This window comes from Enterobacter huaxiensis, assembly GCF_003594935.2.
GTDB lineage: Bacteria > Pseudomonadota > Gammaproteobacteria > Enterobacterales > Enterobacteriaceae > Enterobacter > Enterobacter huaxiensis.
On the sequence record NZ_CP043342.1, the window covers coordinates 3,110,524 to 3,136,166 of the forward strand.

At 56.1% G+C, this 25,643-nt stretch carries 19 protein-coding genes; 10 read left to right on the forward strand and 9 right to left on the reverse strand.

The window, feature by feature from the left end; genetic code table 11:
- Positions 1-4 precede the first annotated feature (4 nt).
- From ssuE to ssuB, 5 genes are read left to right on the forward strand one after another with little or no spacing between them, the layout of a single operon-like run.
- Positions 5-580 carry an NADPH-dependent FMN reductase gene (gene ssuE / locus D5067_RS14955; protein ID WP_119934828.1) on the forward strand — a complete coding sequence of 192 codons (576 nt, stop codon included), beginning with the start codon at positions 5-7 and terminating at the stop codon, positions 578-580.
- Complete coding sequence (locus D5067_RS14960) at positions 573-1,535, forward strand: sulfonate ABC transporter substrate-binding protein (protein ID WP_119934829.1); 963 nt, start codon at positions 573-575, stop codon at positions 1,533-1,535. Before ssuE ends, D5067_RS14960 begins: the two co-directional genes overlap by 8 nt.
- Positions 1,532-2,677, forward strand: a complete 1,146-nt coding sequence (ssuD, locus tag D5067_RS14965; protein WP_119934830.1) for an FMNH2-dependent alkanesulfonate monooxygenase — start codon at positions 1,532-1,534, stop codon at positions 2,675-2,677. The genes D5067_RS14960 and ssuD overlap by 4 nt, the downstream gene beginning before the upstream one ends.
- A gap of 9 nt (positions 2,678-2,686) precedes the next feature.
- Positions 2,687-3,478: an aliphatic sulfonate ABC transporter permease SsuC gene (gene ssuC / locus D5067_RS14970; protein ID WP_119934831.1), complete on the forward strand. Its 792-nt coding sequence runs from the start codon at positions 2,687-2,689 to the stop codon at positions 3,476-3,478.
- On the forward strand, positions 3,475-4,245 hold the full coding sequence (gene ssuB / locus D5067_RS14975) for an aliphatic sulfonates ABC transporter ATP-binding protein (RefSeq protein WP_119934832.1): 771 nt from the start codon (positions 3,475-3,477) through the stop codon (positions 4,243-4,245). The genes ssuC and ssuB overlap by 4 nt, the downstream gene beginning before the upstream one ends.
- Before the next feature lie 104 nt (positions 4,246-4,349).
- On the opposite strand, the gene pepN is transcribed toward ssuB, so the two are convergent.
- Positions 4,350-6,962: an aminopeptidase N gene (pepN, locus tag D5067_RS14980; RefSeq protein WP_119934833.1), complete on the reverse strand. Its 2,613-nt coding sequence runs from the start codon at positions 6,960-6,962 to the stop codon at positions 4,350-4,352.
- Between the two features lie 254 nt (positions 6,963-7,216).
- Here pepN and pncB point away from each other — a divergent pair, with 254 nt between their 5' ends.
- The 4 genes from pncB (at position 7,217) to D5067_RS15000 (ending at position 13,061) form a co-directional block, all read left to right on the forward strand.
- A complete protein-coding gene (pncB, locus tag D5067_RS14985) occupies positions 7,217-8,419 on the forward strand; it encodes a nicotinate phosphoribosyltransferase (RefSeq protein ID WP_119934834.1) in 1,203 nt (400 codons plus the stop codon).
- Positions 8,420-8,588: 169 nt separating this feature from the next.
- A complete protein-coding gene (gene asnS, locus D5067_RS14990) occupies positions 8,589-9,989 on the forward strand; it encodes an asparagine--tRNA ligase (protein WP_119934835.1) in 1,401 nt (466 codons plus the stop codon).
- 608 nt (positions 9,990-10,597) lie between these two features.
- A complete protein-coding gene (locus tag D5067_RS14995; RefSeq protein WP_279400996.1) occupies positions 10,598-11,686 on the forward strand; it encodes a porin in 1,089 nt (362 codons plus the stop codon).
- A 184-nt stretch (positions 11,687-11,870) separates the two neighbouring features.
- Positions 11,871-13,061, forward strand: coding sequence for an amino acid aminotransferase (locus D5067_RS15000; protein ID WP_119934837.1), 1,191 nt, complete (start codon positions 11,871-11,873; stop codon positions 13,059-13,061).
- A gap of 52 nt (positions 13,062-13,113) precedes the next feature.
- Here D5067_RS15000 and D5067_RS15005 read toward each other — a convergent pair whose 3' ends face one another.
- From D5067_RS15005 to cmoM, 7 genes are all read right to left on the reverse strand, one after another.
- Positions 13,114-13,761, reverse strand: a complete 648-nt coding sequence (locus D5067_RS15005) for an MBL fold metallo-hydrolase (RefSeq protein WP_119934838.1) — start codon at positions 13,759-13,761, stop codon at positions 13,114-13,116.
- 20 nt (positions 13,762-13,781) lie between these two features.
- On the reverse strand, positions 13,782-14,333 hold the full coding sequence (gene mepK / locus D5067_RS15010; protein WP_167456764.1) for a peptidoglycan L,D-endopeptidase MepK: 552 nt from the start codon (positions 14,331-14,333) through the stop codon (positions 13,782-13,784).
- Positions 14,334-14,508: 175 nt separating this feature from the next.
- Positions 14,509-16,332: a L,D-transpeptidase gene (gene ldtD, locus D5067_RS15015; protein ID WP_119934840.1), complete on the reverse strand. Its 1,824-nt coding sequence runs from the start codon at positions 16,330-16,332 to the stop codon at positions 14,509-14,511.
- A 180-nt stretch (positions 16,333-16,512) separates the two neighbouring features.
- A complete protein-coding gene (mukB, locus tag D5067_RS15020) occupies positions 16,513-20,961 on the reverse strand; it encodes a chromosome partition protein MukB (RefSeq protein WP_119934841.1) in 4,449 nt (1,482 codons plus the stop codon).
- Positions 20,961-21,665, reverse strand: a complete 705-nt coding sequence (mukE, locus tag D5067_RS15025) for a chromosome partition protein MukE (protein ID WP_119934842.1) — start codon at positions 21,663-21,665, stop codon at positions 20,961-20,963. Before mukE ends, mukB begins: the two co-directional genes overlap by 1 nt.
- Entirely contained in the window at positions 21,646-22,968 is a 1,323-nt protein-coding gene (gene mukF, locus D5067_RS15030) for a chromosome partition protein MukF (RefSeq protein WP_119934843.1), read from the reverse strand. The genes mukE and mukF overlap by 20 nt, the downstream gene beginning before the upstream one ends.
- Positions 22,969-22,971: 3 nt before the next feature.
- Positions 22,972-23,751 (reverse strand): tRNA uridine 5-oxyacetic acid(34) methyltransferase CmoM, encoded by a 780-nt coding sequence (gene cmoM / locus D5067_RS15035; protein WP_119934844.1) that lies wholly within the window; start codon positions 23,749-23,751, stop codon positions 22,972-22,974.
- 124 nt (positions 23,752-23,875) lie between these two features.
- On the opposite strand from cmoM, the gene elyC reads away from it, so the two are divergent.
- Positions 23,876-24,655, forward strand: coding sequence for an envelope biogenesis factor ElyC (gene elyC, locus D5067_RS15040; RefSeq protein WP_119934845.1), 780 nt, complete (start codon positions 23,876-23,878; stop codon positions 24,653-24,655).
- On the opposite strand, the gene D5067_RS15045 is transcribed toward elyC, so the two are convergent.
- A complete protein-coding gene (locus D5067_RS15045) occupies positions 24,632-25,525 on the reverse strand; it encodes a YcbJ family phosphotransferase (protein WP_119934846.1) in 894 nt (297 codons plus the stop codon). The two genes, elyC and D5067_RS15045, sit on opposite strands and share 24 nt — an antisense overlap.
- Positions 25,526-25,643: the final 118 nt, after the last annotated feature.

Genomic DNA, 25,643 nt, shown 5'->3' on the forward strand with positions numbered 1-25,643 from the left:
AAACATGCGCGTCATCACTCTGGCCGGAAGTCCACGGTTCCCTTCACGTTCCAGCGCGCTGCTGGAATACGCTCGCGAAAAGCTCACCGCTCTGGATGTGGAAGTGTGCCACTGGAATCTGCATAACTTCGAACCTGAAGATTTGCTCTATGCCCGTTTCGACAGCCCCGCGCTTAACACCCTGACCGAACAGCTCAAAGGGGCTGATGGTTTAATTGTGGCTACGCCCATTTATAAAGCCTCTTTTTCTGGCGCACTGAAAACCCTGCTGGACCTGCTTCCCGAGCGCGCGCTGGACGGCAAAGTCGTGTTGCCGCTGGCGACAGGCGGCACGGTTGCCCATTTACTGGCGGTGGATTACGCCCTGAAACCGGTGCTGAACGCCCTGAAAGCACAAGAGATCCTGCACGGCGTTTTTGCAGATGATTCACAGGTCATCGACTATCAACACAAACCCCACTTTACGCCGAACCTGCAAACCCGCCTCGATAGCGCGCTGGAAACCTTCTGGCACGCGCTGCATCGCCGGGATATCCAGGCGCCCGCATTTGGTCAACCCCAAGGAGTTGCGCATGTTTAAAACATTAACCCGTATCGGTCTGGCAGGACTGATGGCCCTTTCCTCCCTGGCGCACGCCGCCGAAACGGCCCCGGAAAGCCTGCGCATCGGCTATCAGAAAGGCAGCGTCAGTATGGTGCTGGCGAAAAGCCACCAGCTTCTGGAAAAACGCTTCCCGGACACCAAATTCTCATGGGTGGAGTTCCCGGCAGGGCCACAGATGCTGGAAGCATTGAACGTCGGCAGTATCGATTTAGGCAGCACGGGCGACATTCCTCCTATTTTTGCTCAGGCAGCCGGGGCGGACCTGGTTTACGTCGGGGTTGAGCCCGCAAAGCCGAAGGCCGAGGTGATTCTGGTACCTGAAAATAGCGACATTAAAAGCGTCGCCGATCTGAAAGGCCATAAGGTGGCGTTCCAGAAGGGTTCCAGCTCGCACAACCTGCTGCTGCGCGCGCTGCAAGAGGCCGGGCTTAGGTTCACCGACATTCAGCCTATATACCTTACGCCAGCCGACGCGCGCGCCGCCTTCCAGCAGAAGAACGTTGATGCCTGGGCAATCTGGGATCCGTACTACTCCGCCGCGTTACTGCAGGGTGGCGTACGGGTGCTGAAAGACGGCACCACCCTGAAACAGACCGGTTCATTCTACCTGGCCGCACGACCGTATGCGGAAAAGAACGGTGAATTCATTCAGGGCGTGCTTGATACCTTCACTCAGGCCGATGCGCTGACGCAAAGCCAGCGTCAGGAGAGCATTTCCCTGCTGGCAAAAACCATGGGCTTACCTGAGCCGGTTATCGCGAGCTACCTCGACCATCGTCCGCCGACCACCATTAAGCCCGTTGACGCGCACGTCGCTGCCCTTCAGCAACAAACCGCTGACCTTTTCTATCAAAATCGTCTGGTGCCCAAAAAGGTCGATATTCGCGACCGTATCTGGCAGCCCGCTGGCAAAGAAGGAACAAAATCATGAGTCTGAATCTTTTCTGGTTTTTACCCACCCACGGTGATGGACACTATCTTGGCACAGAAGAGGGTTCGCGCCCGGTTGACCACGGCTACCTGCAGCAGATTGCGCAGGCTGCAGACCGAATTGGCTTTACCGGCGTGCTGATCCCCACCGGACGCTCTTGCGAAGATGCCTGGCTGGTTGCCGCTTCAATGATTCCCGTCACCCAGCGCCTGAAATTCCTGGTTGCCCTGCGTCCGAGCGTGGTCTCGCCTACCGTCGCTGCGCGCCAGGCGGCGACGCTGGACCGGCTTTCCAACGGACGCGCGCTGTTTAATCTGGTCACAGGCAGCGATCCGCAGGAGCTGGCGGGCGACGGCGTGTTCCTCGACCACGCCGAACGCTATGAAGCCTCAGCCGAGTTCACCCGCGTCTGGCGTCGTCTTCTTGAAGGGGAAACCGTGACCTTTGAAGGCAAACATATTCACGTTCGCGATGCGAAGCTCTATTTCCCGCCGGTTCAGCAGCCGCGCCCGCCTCTCTATTTCGGCGGTTCGTCGGACGTGGCGCAGGATCTCGCCGCCGAGCAGGTTGACCTCTATCTGACCTGGGGCGAGCCGCCGGAACTGGTCAAGGAGAAGATTGAGCAGGTGCGCGCCAAAGCCGCGGCGCACGGGCGTAAGGTACGCTTCGGCATTCGCCTGCACGTGATTGTGCGCGAAACCAATGAAGAAGCCTGGCAGGCCGCTGACCGCCTGATCTCACATCTTGATGATGACACCATCGCGAAAGCGCAGGCCGCGTTTGCGAAAACCGACTCCGTTGGGCAGCACCGGATGGCGTCACTGCATAACGGCAAGCGTGAAAACCTGGAAATTAGCCCCAATCTCTGGGCGGGCGTAGGCCTGGTACGCGGCGGCGCGGGCACGGCGCTGGTGGGCGATGGCCCAACCGTCGCGGCGCGTATTAATGAATACGCGGACCTGGGCATCGACAGTTTTATTCTCTCCGGGTATCCGCATCTGGAAGAGGCCTACAAGGTGGGCGAGCTGCTGTTCCCGCACCTGGATGTCGCCATCCCGGAAATTCCGCAGCCGCAGCAGCTCCAGCTTCAGGGCGAAGCCGTGGCCAACGAATTTATCCCGCGCAAAGCCGCACAAAGTTAAGGAGTCGCCATGTCCGCCACCTCGCAAAAATGGCTGCTGCGTGCTGCCCCCTGGTTTTTGCCCATCGGCATTATTGCCGTCTGGCAACTCGCATCGTCAACCGGCTGGCTGTCCAGCCGCATTCTGCCCTCTCCGGAGGGCGTAGTAGAAGCATTCTGGTCGCTGAGCGCGAGCGGCGAGCTGTGGCAGCACCTGGCGATCAGCTCCTGGCGTGCGGCGATCGGCTTTTCGATAGGTGGAAGTATTGGGCTGGTCCTGGGGCTTATCAGCGGCCTTTCCCGCTGGGGCGAGCGGCTGCTGGACACCTCTATTCAGATGCTGAGAAACGTGCCGCATCTGGCGCTGATCCCGCTGGTCATTTTGTGGTTTGGCATTGATGAAAGCGCCAAGATTTTCCTCGTGGCGCTGGGGACGCTGTTCCCGATTTACATCAATACCTGGCACGGTATCCGCAACATCGACCGGGGCCTGGTGGAGATGGCGCGCAGCTATGGATTATCCGGTTTTGCACTCTTCACCCACGTCATCCTGCCGGGCGCCCTGCCCTCCATTATGGTGGGCATTCGCTTCGCGCTCGGCCTGATGTGGCTGACGCTGATTGTGGCGGAAACCATTTCGGCTAACTCGGGTATTGGCTACCTGGCCATGAACGCCCGCGAATTTCTGCAAACGGACGTGGTGGTGGTTGCCATTATTCTTTATGCCCTGCTCGGCAAACTCGCCGACGTGAGCGCCCAGCTGCTTGAACGCAGCTGGCTGCGCTGGAACCCGGCCTACACCACTCAGGAGGCTAAAGCATGAATACCGCCCGACTGAACCAGGGTACACCGTTGCTTCTGAACGGTATCACCAAACGCTACGGCGAAAACACCATCCTTAATGCGCTGGATTTGCACATTCCCGCCGGGCAGTTTGTTGCCGTTGTCGGGCGCAGCGGCGGAGGCAAGAGTACCTTGCTGCGTCTTCTTGCCGGTCTGGAAGCCCCTAACGGCGGAGACATTCTGGCAGGTAATACCCCGCTTGCGAATATTCAGGATGATACACGCATGATGTTTCAGGACGCGCGCCTGCTGCCGTGGAAAACGGTTATCGACAACGTCGGGTTGGGGCTAAAAGGAAACTGGCGGGATAACGCACGTCAGGCACTGGCAGCTGTAGGCCTGGAAAATCGTGCCGGGGAGTGGCCTGCGGCGCTCTCCGGGGGGCAGAAGCAGCGCGTGGCGCTGGCGCGGGCGCTGATACACCGCCCTGGCCTGCTGCTGCTCGATGAGCCGCTCGGCGCGCTCGATGCCCTGACGCGAATAGAGATGCAGGATTTAATTGCCTCGCTATGGCAGGAACACGGGTTTACGGTGCTATTGGTGACGCATGACGTCAGCGAAGCCGTGGCGATGGCCGACCGCGTGCTGTTAATAGAAGAAGGCAAAATTGGTTTGGATCTTACCGTAGATATTCCGCGCCCTCGCCGCGTGGGGTCGGCAAGACTGGCGGAGCTGGAGGCGGAAGTGTTGGATCGGGTGATGAAGCGCGGGGTGAATGAGCGGGCGTTGATTACGGCTAATGCCTGATGCCCTCACCCCGGCCCTCTCCCACGGGGAGAGGGAGAAAAAACTAAAAACGGCAACCGAGGTTGCCGTTTTGCTTTTACCTGCCCACCGGGCACTTTTTCGTATTACGCTAAGGCTTTAGCAATCTTCTCGTACAGATCGCCAGACAGATTTTCCAGCCCTTTCAGCTGCTCAAGCGCGGCGCGCATTTTCGCCTGACGCTTCGCATCGTAGCGTTTCAGGCGGATCAGCGGCTCTATCAGACGAGACGCCACCTGCGGGTTGCGGCTGTTCAGCTCGGTCAGCATTTCCACCATGAACTGATAGCCGCTGCCGTCTTCCGCGTGGAACGCGGCCGGGTTGCTGCTGGCAAACGCGCCTATCAGTGAACGCACGCGGTTCGGGTTGCTCATGGTGAACGAGCGGTGTTTCAGCAGGCTACGCACGGTGCTCAGTACGTTAGCTGACGGGCTGGTGGACTGCAGAATGAACCATTTGTCCATCACCAGGCCATCCTGGTGCCACTTGTCATCATACTCCTGCATCAGCGCATCGCGGCACGGCAGCTCTGCGGCAACGCTTGCGGCCAGGGCAGCCAGGGCATCCGTCATGTTGTCGGCGTCATGGTACTGCTTGCTGACCAGCGTGTTTGCCAGCTCCCCTTCACCGAAGGCCAGATAGCGCAGGCAGGTATTGCGCAGGGAACGCTTACCAATATCAGCGTGCTCCACGCGGTACTCGTTCAGCCTGTTGGCGTTGTAAATCGCGAGGAACTCATCCGCCAGCTCGGTGGCCAGCGTGCGGGTCAGCGCTTCACGCACCGCCACAATGGCGATCGGATCGATGATGTCAAACAGCTCGGCGATTTCGCTGGCTGATGGCAACGTCAGAATTTCCGCCGCCAGCGCCGGGTCAATCTTCTCGTCCAGCAGGATGGCGCGGAACGCATCGGCCACGTGGACAGGCAGCGACAGCGGCTGGCCCTGCTGATGGCGGTTAACGTTAAGCTTGATGTAGGTTGCCAGCAGGCTTTGCGCGGCGTCCCAGCGGGAGAAATCGTTGCGCGCGTGACGCATCAGGAACGTCAGCTGCTGATCGCTCCACTTGTACTCCAGCTTCACCGGCGCGGAAAACTCGCACAGCAGGGCGGGAACCGGCTGGAAGTAGACGTTATCGAAGATAAAGGTCTGCTCTGCCTGGGTCACGTTCAGCACGTGGTGAACCGGGTGGCCGCCCTTCTGCAGCGGGATGACTTTGCCTTCGTTATCGTACAGCTCGATGCTGAACGGAATGTGCAGCGGATGTTTCTCTTCCTGTTCGGCCGTAGGCGGCGTGCGCTGGCTGATGGTCAGCGTGTACTGCTCGGTTTCCGGGTTGTAGTCGTCTTTAACGGTCACAATCGGCGTACCGGCCTGGCTGTACCAGCGGCGGAAGTGGGAGAGATCGACGTTGGACGCGTCTTCCATTGCCTGCACAAAGTCGTCGCAGGTGGCCGCGCTGCCGTCGTGACGCTCGAAGTAAAGCTGCATCCCTTTCTGGAAGTTCTCTTCGCCCAGCAGGGTGTGGATCATGCGGATAATCTCTGAACCCTTCTCATACACCGTCAGGGTGTAGAAGTTGTTCATCTCGATGACTTTATCCGGACGGATCGGGTGCGCCATCGGGCTGGCATCTTCTGCAAACTGCAGGCCGCGCATGGTACGCACGTTGTTGATGCGGTTAACCGCGCGTGAACCCAAATCGGAGCTGAACTCCTGATCGCGGAAGACGGTCAGACCCTCTTTCAGGCTCAGCTGGAACCAGTCGCGGCAGGTAACGCGGTTACCGGTCCAGTTGTGGAAATACTCGTGGCCAATCACGCGTTCGATATCGAGGTAGTCTTTATCGGTCGCGGTATCGGTACGCGCCAGCACGTATTTGGAGTTAAAGACGTTAAGGCCTTTGTTCTCCATCGCGCCCATATTGAAGAAGTCGACGGCGACGATCATATAGATGTCGAGGTCATACTCCAGGCCGAAGCGCTCTTCGTCCCACTTCATGGAGTTAATCAGCGAGGTCATCGCCCACGGCGCGCGGTCAAGATTGCCGCGGTCAACAAACAGCTCCAGCGCCACGTCGCGACCTGAGCGAGTTTTATAGGTGTCGCGCAGCACGTCGAAATCACCCGCCACCAGCGCAAACAGGTAGCACGGTTTCGGGAACGGATCCTGCCACTGCACCCAGTGACGACCATTTTCCAGCTCGCCTTCACCGACGCGGTTACCGTTGGAGAGCAGGAACGGGTACAGGGTTTTATCGGCGATAATTTTGGTGGTAAAGCGTGCCAGCACGTCCGGACGGTCGAGATACCATGTGATGTGGCGGAAACCTTCGGCTTCACACTGCGTGCACAGCGCCACGCCCGACTGGTAAAGCCCTTCCAGCGCGGTGTTGGCGGACGGGCTGATTTCATTCACGATGCGCAGCGTAAAGCGTTCCGGCAGGTTGTTAATGACCAGCTGGCCGCCTTCTTCTTTATAGTCGGTCCAGGCTTTATCATTAATATGCAGTGAAACCAGCGTCAGGTCTTCGCCGTCAAGACGCAGCGGGACTGCGGTCGCGCTCTGGCGCGCCACCTGGCTTACCGCCGTCACAACGGTTTTCGCGGCATCCAGGTCAAAAGTCAGATCGATATCGCTAATCAGGTATTCCGGCGCACGGTAGTCGTGGCGGTATTTAGCTTGTGGCTGTTGTGTCATAGAAAACCTTATGCATCGTTTGTCGAGTAACGTTTCAATATATTCCTGTTGTGTAAAACGCGCTATGCAGAATGTTCATCTTTTCAGGTACAAACACCTTTTTCGCTACATTTGTATAACACGGGGCACAAAATGCCCTCGACCCTAAAGACAGCTTATGTTGTGATCGGGGTTCAATAAATCACTAAAACAGGTATACTCCGGAGTTGTTTATTGTACTAAACGCTCCCGTGAGAGGATGCTACTGCGCACCTATGACTCAATTCGCTTCTCCTGTTCTGCATACGTTGCTGGATACCGACGCGTATAAACTGCATATGCAGCAAGCCGTTTTTCACCATTACCATGACGTCCATGTTGCGGCTGAGTTTCGCTGCCGGGGCGACGACTTGCTGGGTATCTACGCAGATTCCATTCGTGAACAGGTCGATGCTATGCAGCATCTGGCGCTGCAGGACGACGAATATCAGTGGCTTTCGGGCCTGCCCTTCTTCAAAGCCGACTATCTCAACTGGCTGCGCGACTTCCGCTACAACCCGCAGCAGGTCACCGTGACCAATGATAACGGCAAGCTGAATATCCGCCTTGAAGGTCCGTGGCGTGAAGTGATTATGTGGGAAGTTCCGCTGCTGGCCGTCATCAGCGAGCTGGCCCACCGCTACCGCTCCCCGGAAACCGGCGTCGAGCAGGCGGTTGCCTCCCTCGAAAATAAACTCGTTGAATTCTCCCAGCTGACCGAAGGCCTGGATATGTCCCGCTTCCGCCTGATGGACTTCGGCACGCGCCGCCGCTTCTCTCGCGAAGTTCAGCAGGCGATTGTTGAACGCTTGCAGCAGGAAACGTGGTTTGTGGGCACCAGCAACTACGATCTGGCGCGCCGGCTGAACCTGACGCCAATGGGTACCCAGGCGCACGAATGGTTCCAGGCGCATCAGCAAATCAGCCCTGACCTTGCCAATAGTCAGCGCGCCGCGCTGGCCGCCTGGCTGGAGGAGTACCCTGACCAGCTGGGGATCGCGCTCACCGACTGCATCACGATGGATGCATTCCTGCGTGATTTTGGTCCTGAGTTCGCCGAGCGCTATCAAGGATTACGCCATGATTCCGGGGATCCGGTCGAATGGGGTGAAAAGGCTATCGCCCATTACGAGAAGCTGGGTATCGACCCCATGAGCAAGGTGCTGGTCTTCTCTGATAACCTCGACCTGGCCAAAGCCGTCGACCTGTATCGTCACTTCTCTTCAAGGGTGAATCTGAGCTTTGGCATTGGCACCCGTTTATCCTGTGATATTCCTCAGGTTAAACCTCTGAACATCGTCATTAAGCTGGTGGAATGTAACGGCAAGCCGGTGGCAAAACTTTCCGACAGCCCGGGCAAAACGATCTGTCACGACAAAGCCTTCGTTCGCGCATTACGCAAAGCCTTCGATCTTCCTCAGGTCAAAAAAGCCAGCTAACGGCTTGCGGGAGCCTTTAAGGCTCCCTTTCTTCTTATTTATTTCTTATTTCTTCTCTTTTGACTGCGAAATCTGCTTGTCTGATGGCAGATGCCAGGTAACATAGATATCCCCCCTATGTGGGCGGACAAGTGGTTATTTTTTCCGACTATTAACAGAGAGAATATTTATGAGCGTTGTGCCTGTAGCCGACGTACTCCAGGGCCGCGTCGCCGTTGACCAAGAAGTCACCGTGCGCGGATGGGTGCGTACTCGTCGAGATTCTAAAGCTGGTATCTCCTTCCTTGCCGTCTATGACGGTTCCTGCTTTGATCCAGTACAGGCCGTCATTAATAATTCTCTGCCCAATTACAATGATGACGTTCTGCACCTGACAACGGGTTGTTCCGTTATCGTTACCGGTGTTGTCGTGGCATCACCGGGCCAGGGCCAGAGTTTCGAAATTCAGGCATCGGCTATCGAAGTGACCGGCTGGGTTGAAGATCCGGATACTTACCCAATGGCGGCAAAACGTCACAGTATCGAATACCTGCGTGAAGTCGCTCACCTGCGCCCGCGCACCAACCTGATTGGTGCAGTTGCCCGCGTGCGTCATACGCTGGCGCAGGCGCTGCATCGTTTCTTTGACGAGCAGGGTTACTTCTGGGTCTCTACCCCGCTGATCACCGCGTCCGATACCGAAGGTGCTGGTGAAATGTTCCGCGTTTCGACGCTGGATATGGAAAACCTGCCGCGTACGCCGGAAGGCAAAGTGGACTACGACAAAGACTTCTTTGGTAAAGAGGCCTTCCTGACGGTGTCCGGCCAGCTCAACGGCGAAACCTATGCCTGTGCGCTGTCTAAGATCTATACCTTCGGCCCAACCTTCCGTGCTGAAAACTCTAACACCAGCCGTCACCTGGCGGAATTCTGGATGCTGGAGCCGGAAGTGGCGTTTGCGGACCTCAATGATGTTGCCGGCCTGGCAGAAGCGATGCTGAAGTACGTGTTTAATGCCGTTCTTGAAGAACGCGCTGACGACATGAAATTCTTCGCTGAGCGCGTAGACAGCGACGCCGTTGCCCGCCTTGAGCGCTTTGTTTCGGCTGACTTTGCGCAGGTGGATTACACCGATGCGGTCGCTATCCTTGAGAAATGCGGCGAAACCTTCGAGAACCCGGTTTACTGGGGTGTGGACCTCTCCTCCGAGCACGAACGTTACCTCGCCGAGAAACACTTCAAAGCGCCGGTTGTCGTGAAAAACTATCCGAAAGACATTAAGGCCTTCTACATGCGCCTTAACGAAGACGGTAAAACCGTCGCGGCGATGGACGTGCTGGCGCCGGGTATCGGTGAAATTATCGGTGGTTCCCAGCGTGAAGAGCGTCTGGACGTTCTGGATGCGCGTATGGAAGAGATGGGGCTGAACCCGGCTGACTACAGCTGGTATCGCGACCTGCGCCGTTACGGTACCGTACCGCACTCGGGCTTTGGCCTGGGCTTCGAACGCCTGATCGCCTACGTCACGGGTGTTCAGAACGTGCGCGACGTGATTCCGTTCCCTCGTACTCCGCGTAACGCAAGCTTCTAAGCTACACAATTCCTCATGGCCAGCCGATGCTGGCCATTATTTTATCCTGCATTGTCAGTTAGTGTCAGTTGAAAGTCAGCATCTTTAAACTACAACCCCGTCATTCCCTCTACCTGTTACGTTTTGTTTCCACGAAATATCTGCGAACAAAAAATAAACCCCATTCTTATTGCGCTTAATACATTCCTTACGCATTAGCACAAATTTAAACCGATTTCACAGCCATCCAGAAGTCTCTTTCCGGCCATAAGAAAAATCGGGACGTTTAGCTTCTGTTGATACGATTTGCCTTTAGCCAAATTAAATATAAGCAATTCATATATATAGGAATGAAGGAGCTGTTTAATTCGCCAGGTTGGTCTGAAATTTGAGGTGCTTCACAAAGTTCCTCAAAATACACATTCAGTTACATATAATTGCTTTTTGTTACTGAATCTTGAGGATTGTAGCACTTTCACTGTAGCGAAACGCTTCTATGAATGGAAAGATGCCTGTCAGATACATAAAGACACCAAACTCTCATCAATAGTTCCGGAAATATTTATTGACAGAATTTATTGACGGCGGTGGCGAGTGTCATAAAAAAAAACCAATGAGGGTAATAAATAATGATGAAGCGCAATATCCTGGCAGTGGTAATCCCTGCCCTGCTGGTAGCCGGTGCAGCTAACGCTGCAGAAATCTATAACAAAAACGGCAACAAATTAGATCTGTACGGAAAAGTGGTTGGTGAGCACGACTTCGTTACCTCTGGTGACAACACCTCCAACGGCGACGCGACCTATGCGCAGATCGGTTTCAAAGGCGAAACTCAAATCAATGACCAGCTGACCGGTTACGGCCAGTGGGAATACCGTGCTCTGGCAAGCCAGGCAGAAAGCAACCAGACTCAGCGTACCCGTCTGGCGTTCGCAGGCCTGAAAGCCGGTGATGCAGGTTCTATCGACTACGGCCGTAACTACGGTATCGTATACGATGTTGAATCCTACACCGATATGGCGCCATCTTTCTCCGGCATGACCTGGGCTAACTACTCTGATAACTTCATGACCGGCCGTAGCACCGGCCTGCTGACCTACCGCAACTCTGACTTCTTCGGTCTGGTTGACGGTCTGAGCCTGGGCCTGCAGTACCAGGGTAAAAACGAGCGTGACGATGTTAAAACCTCTAACGGTGACGGCGTCGGTACCTCCCTGGGTTATGAATTCGGTGAAGGTTTCGGCCTGATCGGCGCATACAGCAACTCTGACCGTACTAACGCTCAGGAAGCTGATGGCAAAGGCGAGAAAGCTGAAGCATGGGCTGTTGGTGCTAAATACGATGCGAACAACATCTACCTGGCAACCACCTATGCAGAAACCCGCAACATGACTCGCGAAGGCGACGGCACATTTGCGAACAAAACGCAGAACTTTGAAGTTATCGCTCAGTACCAGTTCGACTTCGGCCTGCGTCCATCCGTTGCTTACGTACAGTCTAAAGGTAAAAACCTTGAGCAGCGCGGCACCTTCGCTGGCGGCGATGCTGACCTGCAGAAATTCGTTGAAATCGGTGCAACTTACTACTTCAACAAAAACCTCAACATCTATGTTGACTACCAGCTGAACCTGATCGACGACACCGACTACTCTCGTAGCGTGGGTATCGTGAACGGTAAAGACGACCAGGTTGCAATGGCTGTTACCTACCAGTTCTAATCAGTACACCACGTTGTTATATGCTTAATGAACAGGGCTTCGGCCCTGTTTTTTTATGTCTGATAGAAAAAAATGGCGACTTTTGAAAAGCCGCACGCTTTTCGTCGCAAACGGTTGGCATTTTGTAAATCTACCGTTAACCTGATAGCGGATTTCACTTCTGTAATCACAATGGAACTTCGTCATGTTTGAGAACATTACCGCCGCTCCTGCCGACCCAATTCTGGGCCTGGCCGATCTGTTTCGTGCCGACGACCGCCCAGGCAAAATCAACCTGGGTATTGGTGTATATAAAGATGAAACCGGCAAAACCCCGGTTCTGACCAGCGTCAAAAAGGCAGAGCAGTACCTGCTGGAAAATGAAACCACCAAAAACTACCTCGGTATTGATGGTATCCCCGAGTTTGGTCGTTGCACTCAGGAACTGCTGTTCGGTAAAGGCAGCGCGATTGTAAGCAGCAAACGCGCTCGTACGGCGCAAACCCCTGGCGGTACCGGTGCTCTGCGCGTCGCGGCGGATTTCCTTGCGAAAAATACCTCAGCTAAGCGCGTGTGGGTGAGCAATCCAAGCTGGCCAAACCACAAGAGCGTCTTTAACTCTGCGGGTCTGGAAGTGTGTGAATATGCGTACTATGACGCAGCAAATCATTCTCTGGATTTTGACGGCTTGCTGGCCAGCCTGAATGAAGCGCAGGCGGGTGATGTGGTGCTGTTCCACGGCTGCTGCCATAACCCAACGGGTATTGACCCGACGCTGGAGCAGTGGGAGCAACTGGCTAAGCTGTCCGTTGAAAAAGGCTGGCTGCCGCTGTTCGACTTCGCCTATCAGGGCTTTGCCCGCGGTCTGGAAGAAGATGCAGAAGGCCTGCGCGCGTTCGCCGCCGTGCATCAGGAACTGATCGTTGCGAGCTCTTATTCCAAGAACTTTGGCCTGTACAATGAGCGTGTAGGCGCCTGTACGCTGGTTGCCGCCGACGAGCAAACCGTTGACCGCGCATTCAGCCAGATGAAGTCCGTGATCCGTGCTAACTACTCTAACCCACCGGCACACGGTGCCTCAGTTGTTGCCACTATCCTGAGCAACGACGCGCTGCGCGCAATCTGGGAACAAGAGCTGAACGACATGCGTCAGCGCATTCAGCGTATGCGTCTGCTGTTCGTGAGCACGCTGGCCGAAAAAGGTGCCGATCGTGACTTTAGCTTCATCATCAAGCAGAACGGCATGTTCTCCTTTAGCGGCCTGACCAAAGAGCAGGTACTGCGTCTGCGCGAAGAGTTCGGCGTTTACGCCGTGGCCTCTGGCCGCGTGAACGTTGCGGGCATGACGCCGGACAACATGTCGCCGCTGTGCGAAGCCATTGTCGCCGTACTCTAATCTGCGCCCACAAAAAAGCCTGCATCGCGCAGGCTTTTTTATTTAATTCGATTTACCAGACAGGCATTTCATCCTGAAGGAACGGGTTGTGCAGCCGTTCGTAGCCCAATGTCGACATCGGACCGTGGCCGGCAATAAACGTCACATCATCGCCCAACGGCAATAACTTCTGTTTAATCGACTGAATCAGCTGACCGTGATCGCCACGCGGGAAGTCGCTGCGCCCTACGCCGCCTTTGAAAATCACATCGCCGGAAATCAGCAGACGCGACTGGTCATCAAAGAAGACGATGTGGCCCGGCGTATGCCCAGGGCAATGCAACACCTGTAAAGTCACATTCCCTACGCTAACGCGCTCTCCTTCGTTTAGCCAGCGATCGGGCGTCAATGGCAGACACTCATCAAGGCCAAACATGCGGCTTTGGGCAGGTAACCCCTGCAGCCAGAACTCATCTTCTTTTTCCGGGCCGATAACCGGCACACCGTAGTATTCAGCCAGTTCAGCCGCAGCACCCACATGGTCAAGATGACCATGCGTGAGGAGGATCTGCATCAGCGTTACGCCGCTTGCAGCGACCTCCTGCTTGATTTTCTCAGCGTCACCGCCGGGATCGACAAGCGCGGCCAGTTTGGTTTGTTCACACCAGATCAATGAACAGTTCTGGGAGAACGCGGTAACCGGAATAATACGATAGTTCATACTGCTCCTGTGTTTCGTTATTACCAGTGCCGAACCGGCCCGGTATCAATATGCACAAAGTTGCTACGTGGGTAATATCCTACACCACCTGCGCGCATAGATAACGCAGCTTTGCGTATATTGGCTAACGAAACGCCTTCAATATGGAAATCCATCGCCTGCCCTTTCGTGTGATAGCTTTTCTTCGCTACCCCACGGCTGTGGGCGCGCAGTTCATTGTTGGTATCGAGGGAACGGTATCCAGAAATGAGCTGCACCGGCTTGCGGGTACCCAGCATCCCCTGAAGGCGGAATAGCTGATCGAATAATCCTGGGTCGATGGCTTTGATTTTATTCGCGCGGAAGTCACGGAAAAAATGGTTTAGTCTTGCTAATTCATCCTGAATATAGCCTCTGCCATCGAAAAACTCCGCCTTAAGCGACTCACCAGTATGGAGATTGTTGAGCGTTAAGATACGCGGACGTGGTGTCGAGAGGGTGGCAAATGCTGGCGTCGGAAGGATGGCCGCTGCGCCGAGCGCAACACCACCTAACGCCAGCAGTCTGCGGCGATTAGCGTCAAATTTGTCCATGATAATCAGGTCTACAGGTCAATGTTATCGTAAATATGCTTAGCGCACGAAGGGCACCTTAACTGGCAATACAGCCCGCGTCAAGGCGCCCAATCCCAGTAAATACGCGGCCTACAGCCAGATCGGCCCGTATTCACCATAACTTACGACAATCATTTTTCCCGAACTACTTCATTTACCTGATTAATTGTTCAGCTTTTGGCAAAATTTGTGCGCCGGATCGCGCCGTGAGATCGTAATTGTAAATATCTGTACGGTACTGGGTGCGCCCGTCTTCGCCAACAAACGCCGTCAGATAGTAAAGATTGACCGGAATGTTGTGTCGAATATTCACGTAGCGCGTATCGCCTTGTTTAAGCGCATCCGAAATGCGCGTATCGTTCCAGCCCGCATCCTGTAACAGCATATTGGCCAGGTCAGAGGCCTTATTCACACGAACACACCCCGAGCTGAGCGCACGCGCGTCTTTCTGGAACAGGTTGTGATTCGGCGTATCGTGCAAATAAATTGCATCCGAACTTGGCATGTTGAACTTATAGCGACCCAGCGAGTTGTGCGCACCGGGTGCCTGCTGGAACCGGAACGGCAAGTTAGAGGCCGTAATGGTAGACCAGTCGACCATATAGGGATCGATCGCCTCTTTACTATTCCAGCCGCGCATCACCGTATAGTTATGACGCTCAAGATACCCCGGATCGTTCCACAGTTTAGGCAGAATATCCTTACGCGCCAGGGTCGGCGGCACGTTCCACGGCGGGTTTACCACCACGTTATTGAGCGCACTGCTCATCATCGGAGTTTTACGATCCGGACGACCCACGATGACGCGAGACGCCAGCTTTTCGTTGCCGTCCTGATAATAGACCAGAGAATAGGCGGGAATATTAACCATAATTCCGGTAGAAAGCGTGCCCGGCAGCAAACGTAAGCGCTGAATATTCAGGGCCAGCACCCCTGCCCGCTGCGCCGGAGAGACGTTCAGCCAGTCGCGGGTTGACTGACCAATAACGCCATCAGCGCCCAGCCCCTGTGCGGCCTGGAATTGTTTCACCGCAGCGACGAGCTCACGATCGTAGGCTGCCGGCTTATTGCTCAATGCAACGGCTTTCTTCTCGCTCACCGGTGCCGATGGGCTAACGACGGCGCCTTGCGGATCGTCGCCGGGAAGCGCAATTTTAGGGCCCCCGTCCAGGATACCAGCGCGTTTTAAAATCTCACGGATCGTCGGGACATCGCTACTCCACTGCCCAGGACGAAGCGTGGACGTGGCGCGCAGCTGCGGCCACGGTCGCGAGTCCGACACCAGCTCAAGCAACGACTGATGCATCGTGGCATATTGCGGATGCGCAGGCGTCAGGCTTGCGATAAAGCGCGGCAATTCGCCATTGTCCAGCGACAGCTGCCACTGGTTAATTACCGAGAGTGCAGGCGTGGCCAGTTTGTAAGGTTTATCGCTGTACAGCCAACGATTGCCGTTGACCGGAATACCCGCAACAAACTGAAGATAGCCCATCATGGCATCAGACAGCACGACGTCACGCGCCTGGCCGGTCACGGCAGGATTGGTCAGCAGTTCAACCCACGCCGTAAACTGCGGCTGGAAGCCCGCAATGGCGACCTCCGCCAGCTGCTGCTGGAAAGCGCGTACCGCATCGCGATTATCCCACATAGGTTTCATATCGCGTGCCGCATACAGCAGCGTTAACTGATTAATGTAGGCGGGCGTATACCCGGAAGGCAGCCCTGCTAAAAGCTGCTGGCGGAGTGATTCGATGTCGATGCCTTCCGGCAGCGGCCTGATCCCGGCCATAATGGCCGTCGCCGGAGACTGGTCCAGCGGCATTGTCAGCGACGTCGGCTGCGCGCCCATTGTCGCGGAGCTGTCTGTCGGTACGATTTCAGGCTCGTCGGCCTGAGCGGTGAACAGTGGAGCAAACATCACTGACAGGCATAAGCTTAGCGCTGACAGCTGACGACCACGTATTTTCTTTAGCAACATCCCTTGCCCCCTGTTTTCTTACGACATGCCCATCACGCTGGGGCTTTCCTTCAGTATAGAAAGGCATACACGCTGTTGCCTTGCCTTATGTAAAGAAGTTTAAAGATAACGCAGCCCTGAGCACAAGTTAAGTGAATAAAAAAAGCGGCGCTAATGCGCCGCTCTTTGTAACAAAACGCGCTATGACGCGTCAGCCGTCCCCGGCAACGACTCCGGCGGCTGCGGAGCAAAGCCGCGCAGGCCCACAACGTGTACGTGTTCGCTGTTCTGGAACACTTTACGCACCAGCTTATAGGTCGTGCCTTTTTCAGGGCTGATGTTCTCCGGTGCCGCGATGATAAGCTGCATATCGAGGCGATCGCAAAGCTCAAACAGCGTAGCGATGGAGCGGGCATCGAGACGCGCGGCTTCATCAAGGAACAGCAGACGGCATGGAGAGATGTCTTTGCCGCGCAGGCGGCGCGCTTCATCTTCCCAGCTCTGAACCACCATCACCAGTATCGACATACCGGTACCGATAGCTTCACCGGTAGAAAGCGCGCCGGACTCTGCACGCAGCCAGCCGTCGGAGCCACGGTTAACCTCAACTTCCATTTCCAGGTAGTTACGGTAGTCCAGCAGCTCCTCACCGATCGTTTGCGGCGTACGTTGGCCCATATCGATCTGCGGATTCAGGCGCTGATACAGTTTCGCCAGCGCTTCGGAGAAGGTCAGACGGTTACTGTTGAACAGATCCTGATGCTGTTCGTGCTGCTCAGACAATACATCCAGCAGGGTGGAATGCGCCTCACGCACGTTCACGTTCAGACGTACGCTGTTCACCTGGCCAAACGACACGCTCTGCAGGCCCTGGTTCAGCTGACGGATACGGTTCTGTTCACGCTGAATGGTTTTGCGAATGATGTTCGCCACGCTGCGTGAGCTGATCGCCAGCTTCTGCTCGCGCGAGGTCAGCTCTTCCGTCAGGCGACCCAGCTCAATTTCCATCTGTTCGATGGCTTCAACCGGATCGTCGGTACGGATGATGTCCTGACGAATACGTTCGCGCAGGTGCTGGTAAACGGCCACAAAGAACTGGATCTTACGTTCCGGACGCTTTGGATCTTCGGACATACGCAGCACGTCGCGCAGGTGTTCGTTATCCGCTACCGCCAGACGCAGGGCGCCCAACGCTTTATCCGACATGGAACGCAGTTCGTCCCCGGAAAGATAGGCCAGCTCGCGACGGTGCAGACGACGTTCAACATTGTTGTCTTTCACCATACGCATCACCGCGCACCAGCCCGCCTTGGCGGTCACGACCTGCTCGCGCATTTCGTGATAGTCGCGCTCCAGCTTGCGCAGGCGACGGGTCAGGTTATCCATTTCCGCTTCACAGAAGGTCAGCGCTTTTTCCAGCTGATTACGCCGCGCACGGTTGTTACTGAGCTGGCTATGCAGTTCGTCACGACGAATACGCGCCCGTTCTTCGGCGCCGCTGTCAGCGCGAACGCCGATGTCCTGCAGCTCTTTTTGCAGATCGTTTAACAGCTCTTTCTTGGTGTCGAAGGAGCTTTTCAGCGAGGCCATGACCTGGCTGTACTGGCTCAGCTGTGCGGCGTGCGTTCGCATTGCTTCGCGAGCACGGGTACGTTCAGCTTCCGCCTGCTCAAGACGCTGGCGCAGCTTCTCATTCAGGTCGCTGTTACCGCTCAGCATTTCGGCTGAATCAGAGTAGCCAAAGTGGGCACGACGCTGTACCACTTCCGTCAGGGCAAACGCCTGCTGACGCGCGTCACGCTGCACCTGCTGCGACCAGGCATAATCTTCTTTTAACTGCTCGAACTGCTCCGGGTCGCTCTGAAGCACGGAGACAACCGGCTCCAGCTTCGCCAGCTGATTGCCGTGCTGCTGCACGAAACGCGCCGCTTCCTGAGCTTCATCCAGACGTTCCTGAATTTCATCCACGCGGTCAGCCAGCGTCTCATCTGCCAGCAGGTTCAGGCGCGGCAGAATGCGGTTAAGGGCAGCAACGCCCTCTTTCGCCTGCTCGAACTGGACGCGGCTCTGCTGGTTATCATTTTCATGATTGGCAATGGCGCGTTCCAGCTCACCGCGGCGGGTGGTGAGCTTGCGAATTTCCGCTTCCGGGTCAGCGTCAAAGGCGACGGCAAGATGGCTGCCGATAAAGCGGCTGAACGCCTGGTGCAGGCGCTGGGTTTTCTGTACGTCAAATGACAGCGTCGCGAAACGTTCGGACAGCGTTTCACGCTCGGCGTGCAGGCTTTCGATACGGTTTTCACGCGCGGCGCGGCCAAACAGCGGCAGTTCAGGGAAGCGAGAATAACGCCACTGACGATCGGCGATTTTCACCACCACCGCTTTTTCCAGCTCGTCGACGCTGAAGACGCTGTCGTCGAATGACTGCGGATCGCCTTCGATCAGATAGAGATCTTCAGGACAGTCTTCCAGCCCGGCAAGCTGCTCGGAAATCAGCGACAGATCCGGAACCACAATCGCGTTACGCGACGGTCCATACAGCGCAGAGAAGTACGGAGCATCATCCAGGCCAACATCGTCATAAATTTCGGACAGCAGTACGCCGCCGAAACGCTCCGCCAGGGTGTTCAGGCGGGCATCGTCTGCACCGCCCGGCTGGCTCAGGCGTTCAATTTCTTCGTCGACGTCACGTTTACGTGCGCCCACTTCGTCGCGCTCAACAATCACTTCGCGCTCGCGCTCAAGCAGCTGCTGCAGGTATTCCGTCACTTCCTGGCTGGACTCGAACTCTTCGCCACACTGCTCGCTGAGCTGGCTCAGGCTGCTTTGGGCTGCCAGCCAGACCGGCGCACGCTGCAATAACTTCTGCGAGCGGGACTGAAGCTGCTCCATCTCCTGACGCAGCGTCATACGCTGCTCGCTGGCGTTGGATACGGAATCAGACAGCGCGGCAATACGCGCTTCAAGCTCCTGATGCAGCGCCTCAAGCTCGTCGAAATCGTAATTTTTACCCTGACGCTTGCAGAATTCCGCCAGCAGACGCTCGGCTTCCTGCTGCTCGCGCAGGCGCTGCTCCAGCTCGTTGAGACGCATACGCAGCGGCTGAACCTGCTCGGCCAGATGACGCTGGTTCACACCGTCGCGCAGCAGCTCACGGGCAACGTTCCACGCTTCATTTCGCGCCAGCGGGCCATTGATCGCCACCACCAGCTGGTATGCCTGCTCAAACTGGCTGTGCGCCGTTTGCGCGACGCTCATTTTCTGTTCGAGCGACAGGAGTTTTTCGGTGGCTTCCTGCTCTTTGGCCTGGAAGGTATCCAGCCATTCGTCTGCGCTGTCCGGCGTTAAATCAGGAAGATGGCACAGCTCTTTGGCGCGCTGTAGCGCCTGCAGTGCCTGGGTATATTGAATCGCACGGGTCTGCTGCACGTCCAGCGCCTGCTGGTAGTCGGCAAGCTGGCTTTTCAGCTCATCCACTTCAAGCTCGGCGGCTTCGGCCCGGGCTTCGTTCTCTTCCTGCATGTCGGCGGCTTCAGCCACCACTTCATTTTGCTCTTCGAGACGAATTTGCAGCTCATCGAGGTCCGCTTCGTAGCGTTCGATTTTTTCCTGCTGACGCAGTGCGGTTTGCACAAGATTCAGGTGATCGCTCGCCGCCTGGTAATCGGCTTCCAGATCGCCCTCAGCGCCGTTGTGTTCGCCCAGCTCGCGGGCCATTTCAACGTGTTTATACTGCTCGGCCACCAGCTGCTTACGCGAGGTAAACAGCTCGCGACGATACTCTAACGCCTGATCGAGGTGGATGCGGCGCTCGTTGGCGTGGCGCATATAGTCCGCGGCCACGTAGTTGGTTGCTTCGCTGATCAGGTGTTTAAACAGGTCACGGTCAGACTGGGTAACGCGAATGGCTTCCAGCGTCATGCGGTTTTCACGCAGTGCCGCTTCCATATCCTGGAAGGCCTTACGCACGCCGCTATTTTCTGGCAACAGGTAGTCACGCAGCGAGCGGGTAATGGCGCTGGAGATACCGCCGTACAGGGACGCTTCAATCAGACGGTAGTATTTACTGCGGTCAGAGGCGCTACGCAGGCGACGTGCCACCACGCCCAGATCGAACATCAGGGAGTGGTAATCGGTAATCGAGTTAAACTGCTTGAACTGCACGCCTTCGATGGCTTCGAGCTTGTCTTTCAGCTCCTGAAGAGAGAGCACGCGCGCCTGACGGTCGTTCAGCGTTTCTGTCAGCAGGGATGTTGGCTGCACGGACGTTGGTAGCCCCTGGATTGCGAAGGGTTTGATATCCACTTTACGATCGCGACCGGCAACCTGCTGCAGACGCACACCCACTACCACACGCTGGTGACGTGAGTTGATCACGTCCAGCACCGAATAACAGACGCCGGCTTTGAGTTTACCGTGCAGGCCTTTATCGCGTGAGCCGCTTGTCGCGCCCGCCTCGGTAGTGTTTCGGAAGTGCAGCAGCGTCAGATCGGGGATTAACGCCGTGACAAATGCCGCCATGGTGGTGGATTTACCCGCACCGTTACCACCGGAGAGCGTCGTAACCAGCTCATCCAGATCGAAGGTTCGGGCAAAGAAACCGTTCCAGTTAATCAGCGTTAGTGAGCGAAATTTACCGCGTTCAATCATTACTCTTCCTCCCCGCTATCCGGCTGATTCTCGTCATGCTCATCATTGAGCAGCAAATGGTTTTCCACCGGCATCGCTTCACCGTCACGGATCATACGCAGCTGCGCTTCACGGGCGTCATCGCCCGCGCGCACGTCTGCGCCGAAGCGGAAAACGGATTCCGTAATACGGAATTTGCTGCTGTCGTGGCCCATAAACCAGACCATACCCAGGCGACGCAGGCGCGTCAGGGAAGAGCGAACTTTTTCCTGTAACTTCTGACGGTCCAGGTCGGAACCCGTCGAACGGTTATTTACCAGCTTCAGCAGTTTGCTTTCATCTGCCAGCGACAGCAGCTCATCGTAGAGCTCCTGCTGAGTGAAAATACCTTCGTTCGCCAGACGTTCCGGGCTGAGGTAGAGGTAGCAGAGAATTTTACCCACCATCATATCCAGCTCCGAGAGTACGGAACGCGGGATGAGCGTGGTGGAACGCGGACGCAGGTAGAAAAACCCTTCCGGGGCACGAATAAGCTCAACGTTATAGCGCGCGTAGAACTCTTCCAGGTACTCCTGGAAGTCCATCAAAAAGGCGTGATTATCCAGCTCGTCAAGGCCAATGTGACGACCGGCACGCAGCTGGCTGTCCAGCGCCGGAAATAACGGATTTGCCAGCGCCTGTGCCAGCTTAAGTGGCATCACTTGTTCAATATTTGTCAATGACATGCGCCTGTACCTTGGCTCCGTAATCGTTAATCGGCTGCCACTTCGGCGGCAACCCGGTGAAATCGCCTTGTGCGACACCCAGGCGTACCGCCTGGTCGACAACAATGCGGGCGATGTCGAAATGGCGCGCACGCGGATATTGCGCCAGATAGTCGCGCACCACGAGGCCAAGATCCAGCGGCACTTGTCTGGTTTTGTAGACAGCGAGCTGTTCTTCGATCATCGCCGCAAGTTGCTCGCGAATTTCGTTAAATTCTTCATATTCCAGATCCGGCGGCAGTTCACCGGTCACCTCTTCGTCGCGCAGCGCCATCTCTTCATCGCGCATATCCAGCAGACGATCGGCACTGGCATACGTCAGCGCCCACGGGGCATCGAAATAGGTTTGTACTGACTGACGCAAACGCTGGGCAAACACGCGGTTTTTATCCATATCGATCGCGGTACGGATAAATTTATGCACGTGGCGGTCGTAGCCTATCCACAGGTCGATCGACTGCTGGCCCCAGCTGATAATGCGATCGAGCTTGCTCTGCAGGTCAAATACCAGGCGGTCAACAAAGTGCAGGTCGTCATGCGCCAGCGTTGCGTCCTGGATGCGCAGCAGGTTAGCCTGCAGCTTATCCCCCGCCGCCTCCAGCGTATCCTGCAGTTCACGCAGGGTGCCGGACGTTTCTGACAGTAACAGCTCACAGCTGGAGATGGCCGCGCGCCAGTCTTTATTCAGCAGCTGGGCGATATCGTCTTTTACCTGCTGCTGCTGTTCGTCCATCAGGCGCTGAGTCAGATCGATGCTGTCGAAGATCTCCGCCACCGAGTACTTCAGCGGCGCGTAGACGTTGCGGTGCCAGTGGAATTCGTCACCGTTTTCATCTGCCGCGTCGGCGGCGCGCTTAAGCTCACCCGCCACGATCGAGAGCTGCATCGACAGGCGCAGGGTCGAAAACTCGCGCTGACGAATGTAGTAGTCAGTAATGCCGATGCCCAGCGGCGTCAGGCGATAGATGGCGTTTCCTTCCGCCTGCTCGCTGGTAAAGCGGTTCAGCAGACGTTGACGCACCATATCGTTGATTGCGTTGTTGGCACGCACGCTAATGGTTTCGCTGGTTTGCTCAAACGCATCACTGACGTGGCGGAACGCATCCACCAGTTCACCCTCGCTCATTTCACCATCCAGCCTTTCGCCGTTCAGCGTGGCAACCGCCAGCAGGAAGGAGAGTCTGTCTACCGGCAGCGAGATGGAGAAATCGTTTTTCCTGGCCCAGGCAACCAGTTCGGGGACTGTCTGGGAAAATTCACTCATAGATTATCCTTGCATCTGCGGCTTGCGCGCGGTGACGTGAATATAGCGGCCAAGGCTCAGATAGGGCTCCTGGCGACAATACCGCGTTTCTATTTCTGTTAAGGCGTCTAAACAGTCATGCTGTTTTTGTTTATCACGCAGATAATCATGAAACACCCTCACGCCGGTTTTACCGGTGATTTCCCAGCCAATCTCCTCCAGCCAGCCGTAAACCTGCTGGGGCTCACGTGGGAAATCAGGCGACAGCGTGCGCCGTTTCTTCTTATACATTCCCTGCTGCACATAGCCAAAATTGCCCACCAGCACGTTACGCATCAGCAGACCGTTCGCATTGTAGAACATCAGCGATAGCGCACCGCCCGGCCGCAGCATAGACCACAGCGTTTTTAACATGGCCTGTGGTTCGGCTACCCATTCGAGCACAGCATGGAACAATATCAGATCAACCTGAGATTCCAAATGCTGCGGAATGTCCTGAGCGGCGCAATGTATAAAATGCATGTTGTCGCTCACACCTTTCTCTTCTGCCGCACGCTGCGCGCGCGCAACCATTTCCGCTGACAGATCGCATAAGGTCACGTGATGACCGCGCTGCGCCATGAGGATAGCGGTCTGCCCTTCTCCGCCCCCGGCATCAAGCACACGCAACGTCTGGCCCGCGTAGTCGGCAAGAAGCCTGTCCAGATCCTGCCAGAGGATCCTCTGACGGAGCTGGCCTTTCGTGGTGCCATAAATGTTGCGCGAAAACTTTTCCGCGATGTCATCAAAATTGCGATCCCGCATTGGGAGAGTTCCACTCGCTAACAGCAAAACCGCTATTTTGTCACACCCGAGCGGAGAATGAACCTGTCTGGTGTAATATCACTGGCAATCCCCTGCTGTATGGTTAAAAAAGGAACCAAAAAGGATGCTTTTTACCCTGAAGAAATACATTGGCGGCATGATGCTTCCCCTTCCCCTGCTGCTGTTGCTGATTGCGCTGGGCCTGGCGCTGGTATGGTTTAGCCGTTTTCAGAAAAGTGGCAAAACGCTCATCACGCTGGGTTGGCTTACGCTGCTGTTGCTGAGCCTGCAGCCGGTCGCTGATGGCCTGTTACGTCCGATTGAAAATACCTACCCGACGTGGCAGGGAAATCAAAAAGTTGCGTACGTAGTGGTGCTGGGCGGTGGCTATACGTGGGATCCGAACTGGGCGCCCAGCTCAAACCTGATCAACAACAGTTTGCCGCGTCTGAACGAAGGCGTGCGCCTGTGGCTCGCCAACCCGGGTTCGAAAATGATTTTCACCGGCGCCGCGGCAAGAACAAACCCGGTCAGCACGGCTGAAGCGGGCGCGAGAGTGGCTGAATCGCTCGGGGTTCCGCGTTCCGCCATCATCACGCTGGACAGCCCAAAAGACACCGAAGAAGAAGCGGCGGCAGTTAAGCAGGCTATTGGGGATGTCCCGTTTTTACTGGTGACCTCCGCCTCCCATCTGCCGAGGGCGATGATCTTCTTCGAGAAGCAAGGGCTGCATCCGCTGCCCGCCCCTGCTAACCAGATGGCGATCGATGCCCCGCTCAACCCGTGGGAACGGGCAATTCCGTCCCCGATGTGGCTGATGCATAGCGATCGCGTGGGTTACGAGACGCTCGGGCGCATCTGGCAGTGGGTCAAAGGGTCGTCAGGCGAGCCAGGGAACGAGTGATTTAGCCGCGAGATCGAAATTGGCGCGGCTGAAGCGTCCTGTATTCACCAGCTGCGCCACTTCATCCCAGAGCAAATAGAGCCAGCGCCGCCAGAGGAAGGCTTCGGCCACGGGCGCGCGCTGGAGGTAGTGCCACAATAGACCTTCCGCCGACCCGCTGTCGCTAAGCCTGAACAATTCATACTCACGCGGCGCCCAGAGCATGATGCCTGGCCCGACCATCGCCAGCAGCTGGTCGCTTCGGGAGTCCTTCAACATGCTGCGTAACGTGAAATTGCCGTGAATCAACACGCAGTTGTCGTTAAATCCCTCGAAAAGCGCAGGCAGGCATTCGCGGGTACGGAACAGAATGCGTTTATCCTGCATCGTTAACCCGGTGTTGGTGAACTGGTTGAGGGTTCCCCACAGGACCTCAACCCGCTGGCGATACCAGAGCGGCCACAGGTTTTCCTGGGTACTGTCGACCGCACCCACCAGGCCGCGGCTATCCTGCCGATGCCAGGCCAGGAGCGCCTCCACAATCTGGTCTTTCAGCTGTTCCCAGCGCTCCGGCGATCGCGTCGGGGCTTCTACAGAGACGCCGCGCAGTCGTTCAATCAGCAGAACATCCGGCCCGGGATGTTCTTCATGCGTCATCACGCCATAAACCGTTGGCATGCGGACTGTCCCTTCCCGTGCCAGCATGGACATCTTCCAGGCAAGCTGCCTGGCAACGCCCGGCGAGGTAAAGCTCCTGGCCATCAGCGGCATAGGGTTTCCCTGACTGTCGTACAACGACCAGAGCGCGGAATCTGCCTTTTCATTTACACACTCAACCCGGCTTAATTTCTCTCCAAGCAGATGGCTAAGTTCGGCGCGCAGCTGTTCCATATGGATTACCCCTATTAAGGCTACTGCTTTTATAATGAGCGCGTGGACAGCAGATGTCACCCGATTGAGATCAATTATCGAGTAGAAAAGAGAAAAGCGTCAGACGGGAGAACATCCC

Coding starts and splice junctions, on each gene's coding strand:
- elyC (WP_119934845.1), top strand. CDS start 23,876: ATGCTTTTTACCCTGAAGAAATACATTGGCGGCATGATGCTTCCCCTT.
- cmoM (WP_119934844.1), bottom strand. CDS start 23,751: ATGCGGGATCGCAATTTTGATGACATCGCGGAAAAGTTTTCGCGCAAC.
- ldtD (WP_119934840.1), bottom strand. CDS start 16,332: ATGTTGCTAAAGAAAATACGTGGTCGTCAGCTGTCAGCGCTAAGCTTA.
- ssuB (WP_119934832.1), top strand. CDS start 3,475: ATGAATACCGCCCGACTGAACCAGGGTACACCGTTGCTTCTGAACGGT.
- asnS (WP_119934835.1), top strand. CDS start 8,589: ATGAGCGTTGTGCCTGTAGCCGACGTACTCCAGGGCCGCGTCGCCGTT.
- pepN (WP_119934833.1), bottom strand. CDS start 6,962: ATGACACAACAGCCACAAGCTAAATACCGCCACGACTACCGTGCGCCG.
- D5067_RS14960 (WP_119934829.1), top strand. CDS start 573: ATGTTTAAAACATTAACCCGTATCGGTCTGGCAGGACTGATGGCCCTT.
- mukE (WP_119934842.1), bottom strand. CDS start 21,665: ATGTCATTGACAAATATTGAACAAGTGATGCCACTTAAGCTGGCACAG.
- D5067_RS15000 (WP_119934837.1), top strand. CDS start 11,871: ATGTTTGAGAACATTACCGCCGCTCCTGCCGACCCAATTCTGGGCCTG.
- ssuE (WP_119934828.1), top strand. CDS start 5: ATGCGCGTCATCACTCTGGCCGGAAGTCCACGGTTCCCTTCACGTTCC.
- ssuC (WP_119934831.1), top strand. CDS start 2,687: ATGTCCGCCACCTCGCAAAAATGGCTGCTGCGTGCTGCCCCCTGGTTT.
- pncB (WP_119934834.1), top strand. CDS start 7,217: ATGACTCAATTCGCTTCTCCTGTTCTGCATACGTTGCTGGATACCGAC.
- D5067_RS15005 (WP_119934838.1), bottom strand. CDS start 13,761: ATGAACTATCGTATTATTCCGGTTACCGCGTTCTCCCAGAACTGTTCA.
- mukF (WP_119934843.1), bottom strand. CDS start 22,968: ATGAGTGAATTTTCCCAGACAGTCCCCGAACTGGTTGCCTGGGCCAGG.
- mukB (WP_119934841.1), bottom strand. CDS start 20,961: ATGATTGAACGCGGTAAATTTCGCTCACTAACGCTGATTAACTGGAAC.
- mepK (WP_167456764.1), bottom strand. CDS start 14,333: ATGGACAAATTTGACGCTAATCGCCGCAGACTGCTGGCGTTAGGTGGT.
- ssuD (WP_119934830.1), top strand. CDS start 1,532: ATGAGTCTGAATCTTTTCTGGTTTTTACCCACCCACGGTGATGGACAC.
- D5067_RS15045 (WP_119934846.1), bottom strand. CDS start 25,525: ATGGAACAGCTGCGCGCCGAACTTAGCCATCTGCTTGGAGAGAAATTA.
- D5067_RS14995 (WP_279400996.1), top strand. CDS start 10,598: ATGATGAAGCGCAATATCCTGGCAGTGGTAATCCCTGCCCTGCTGGTA.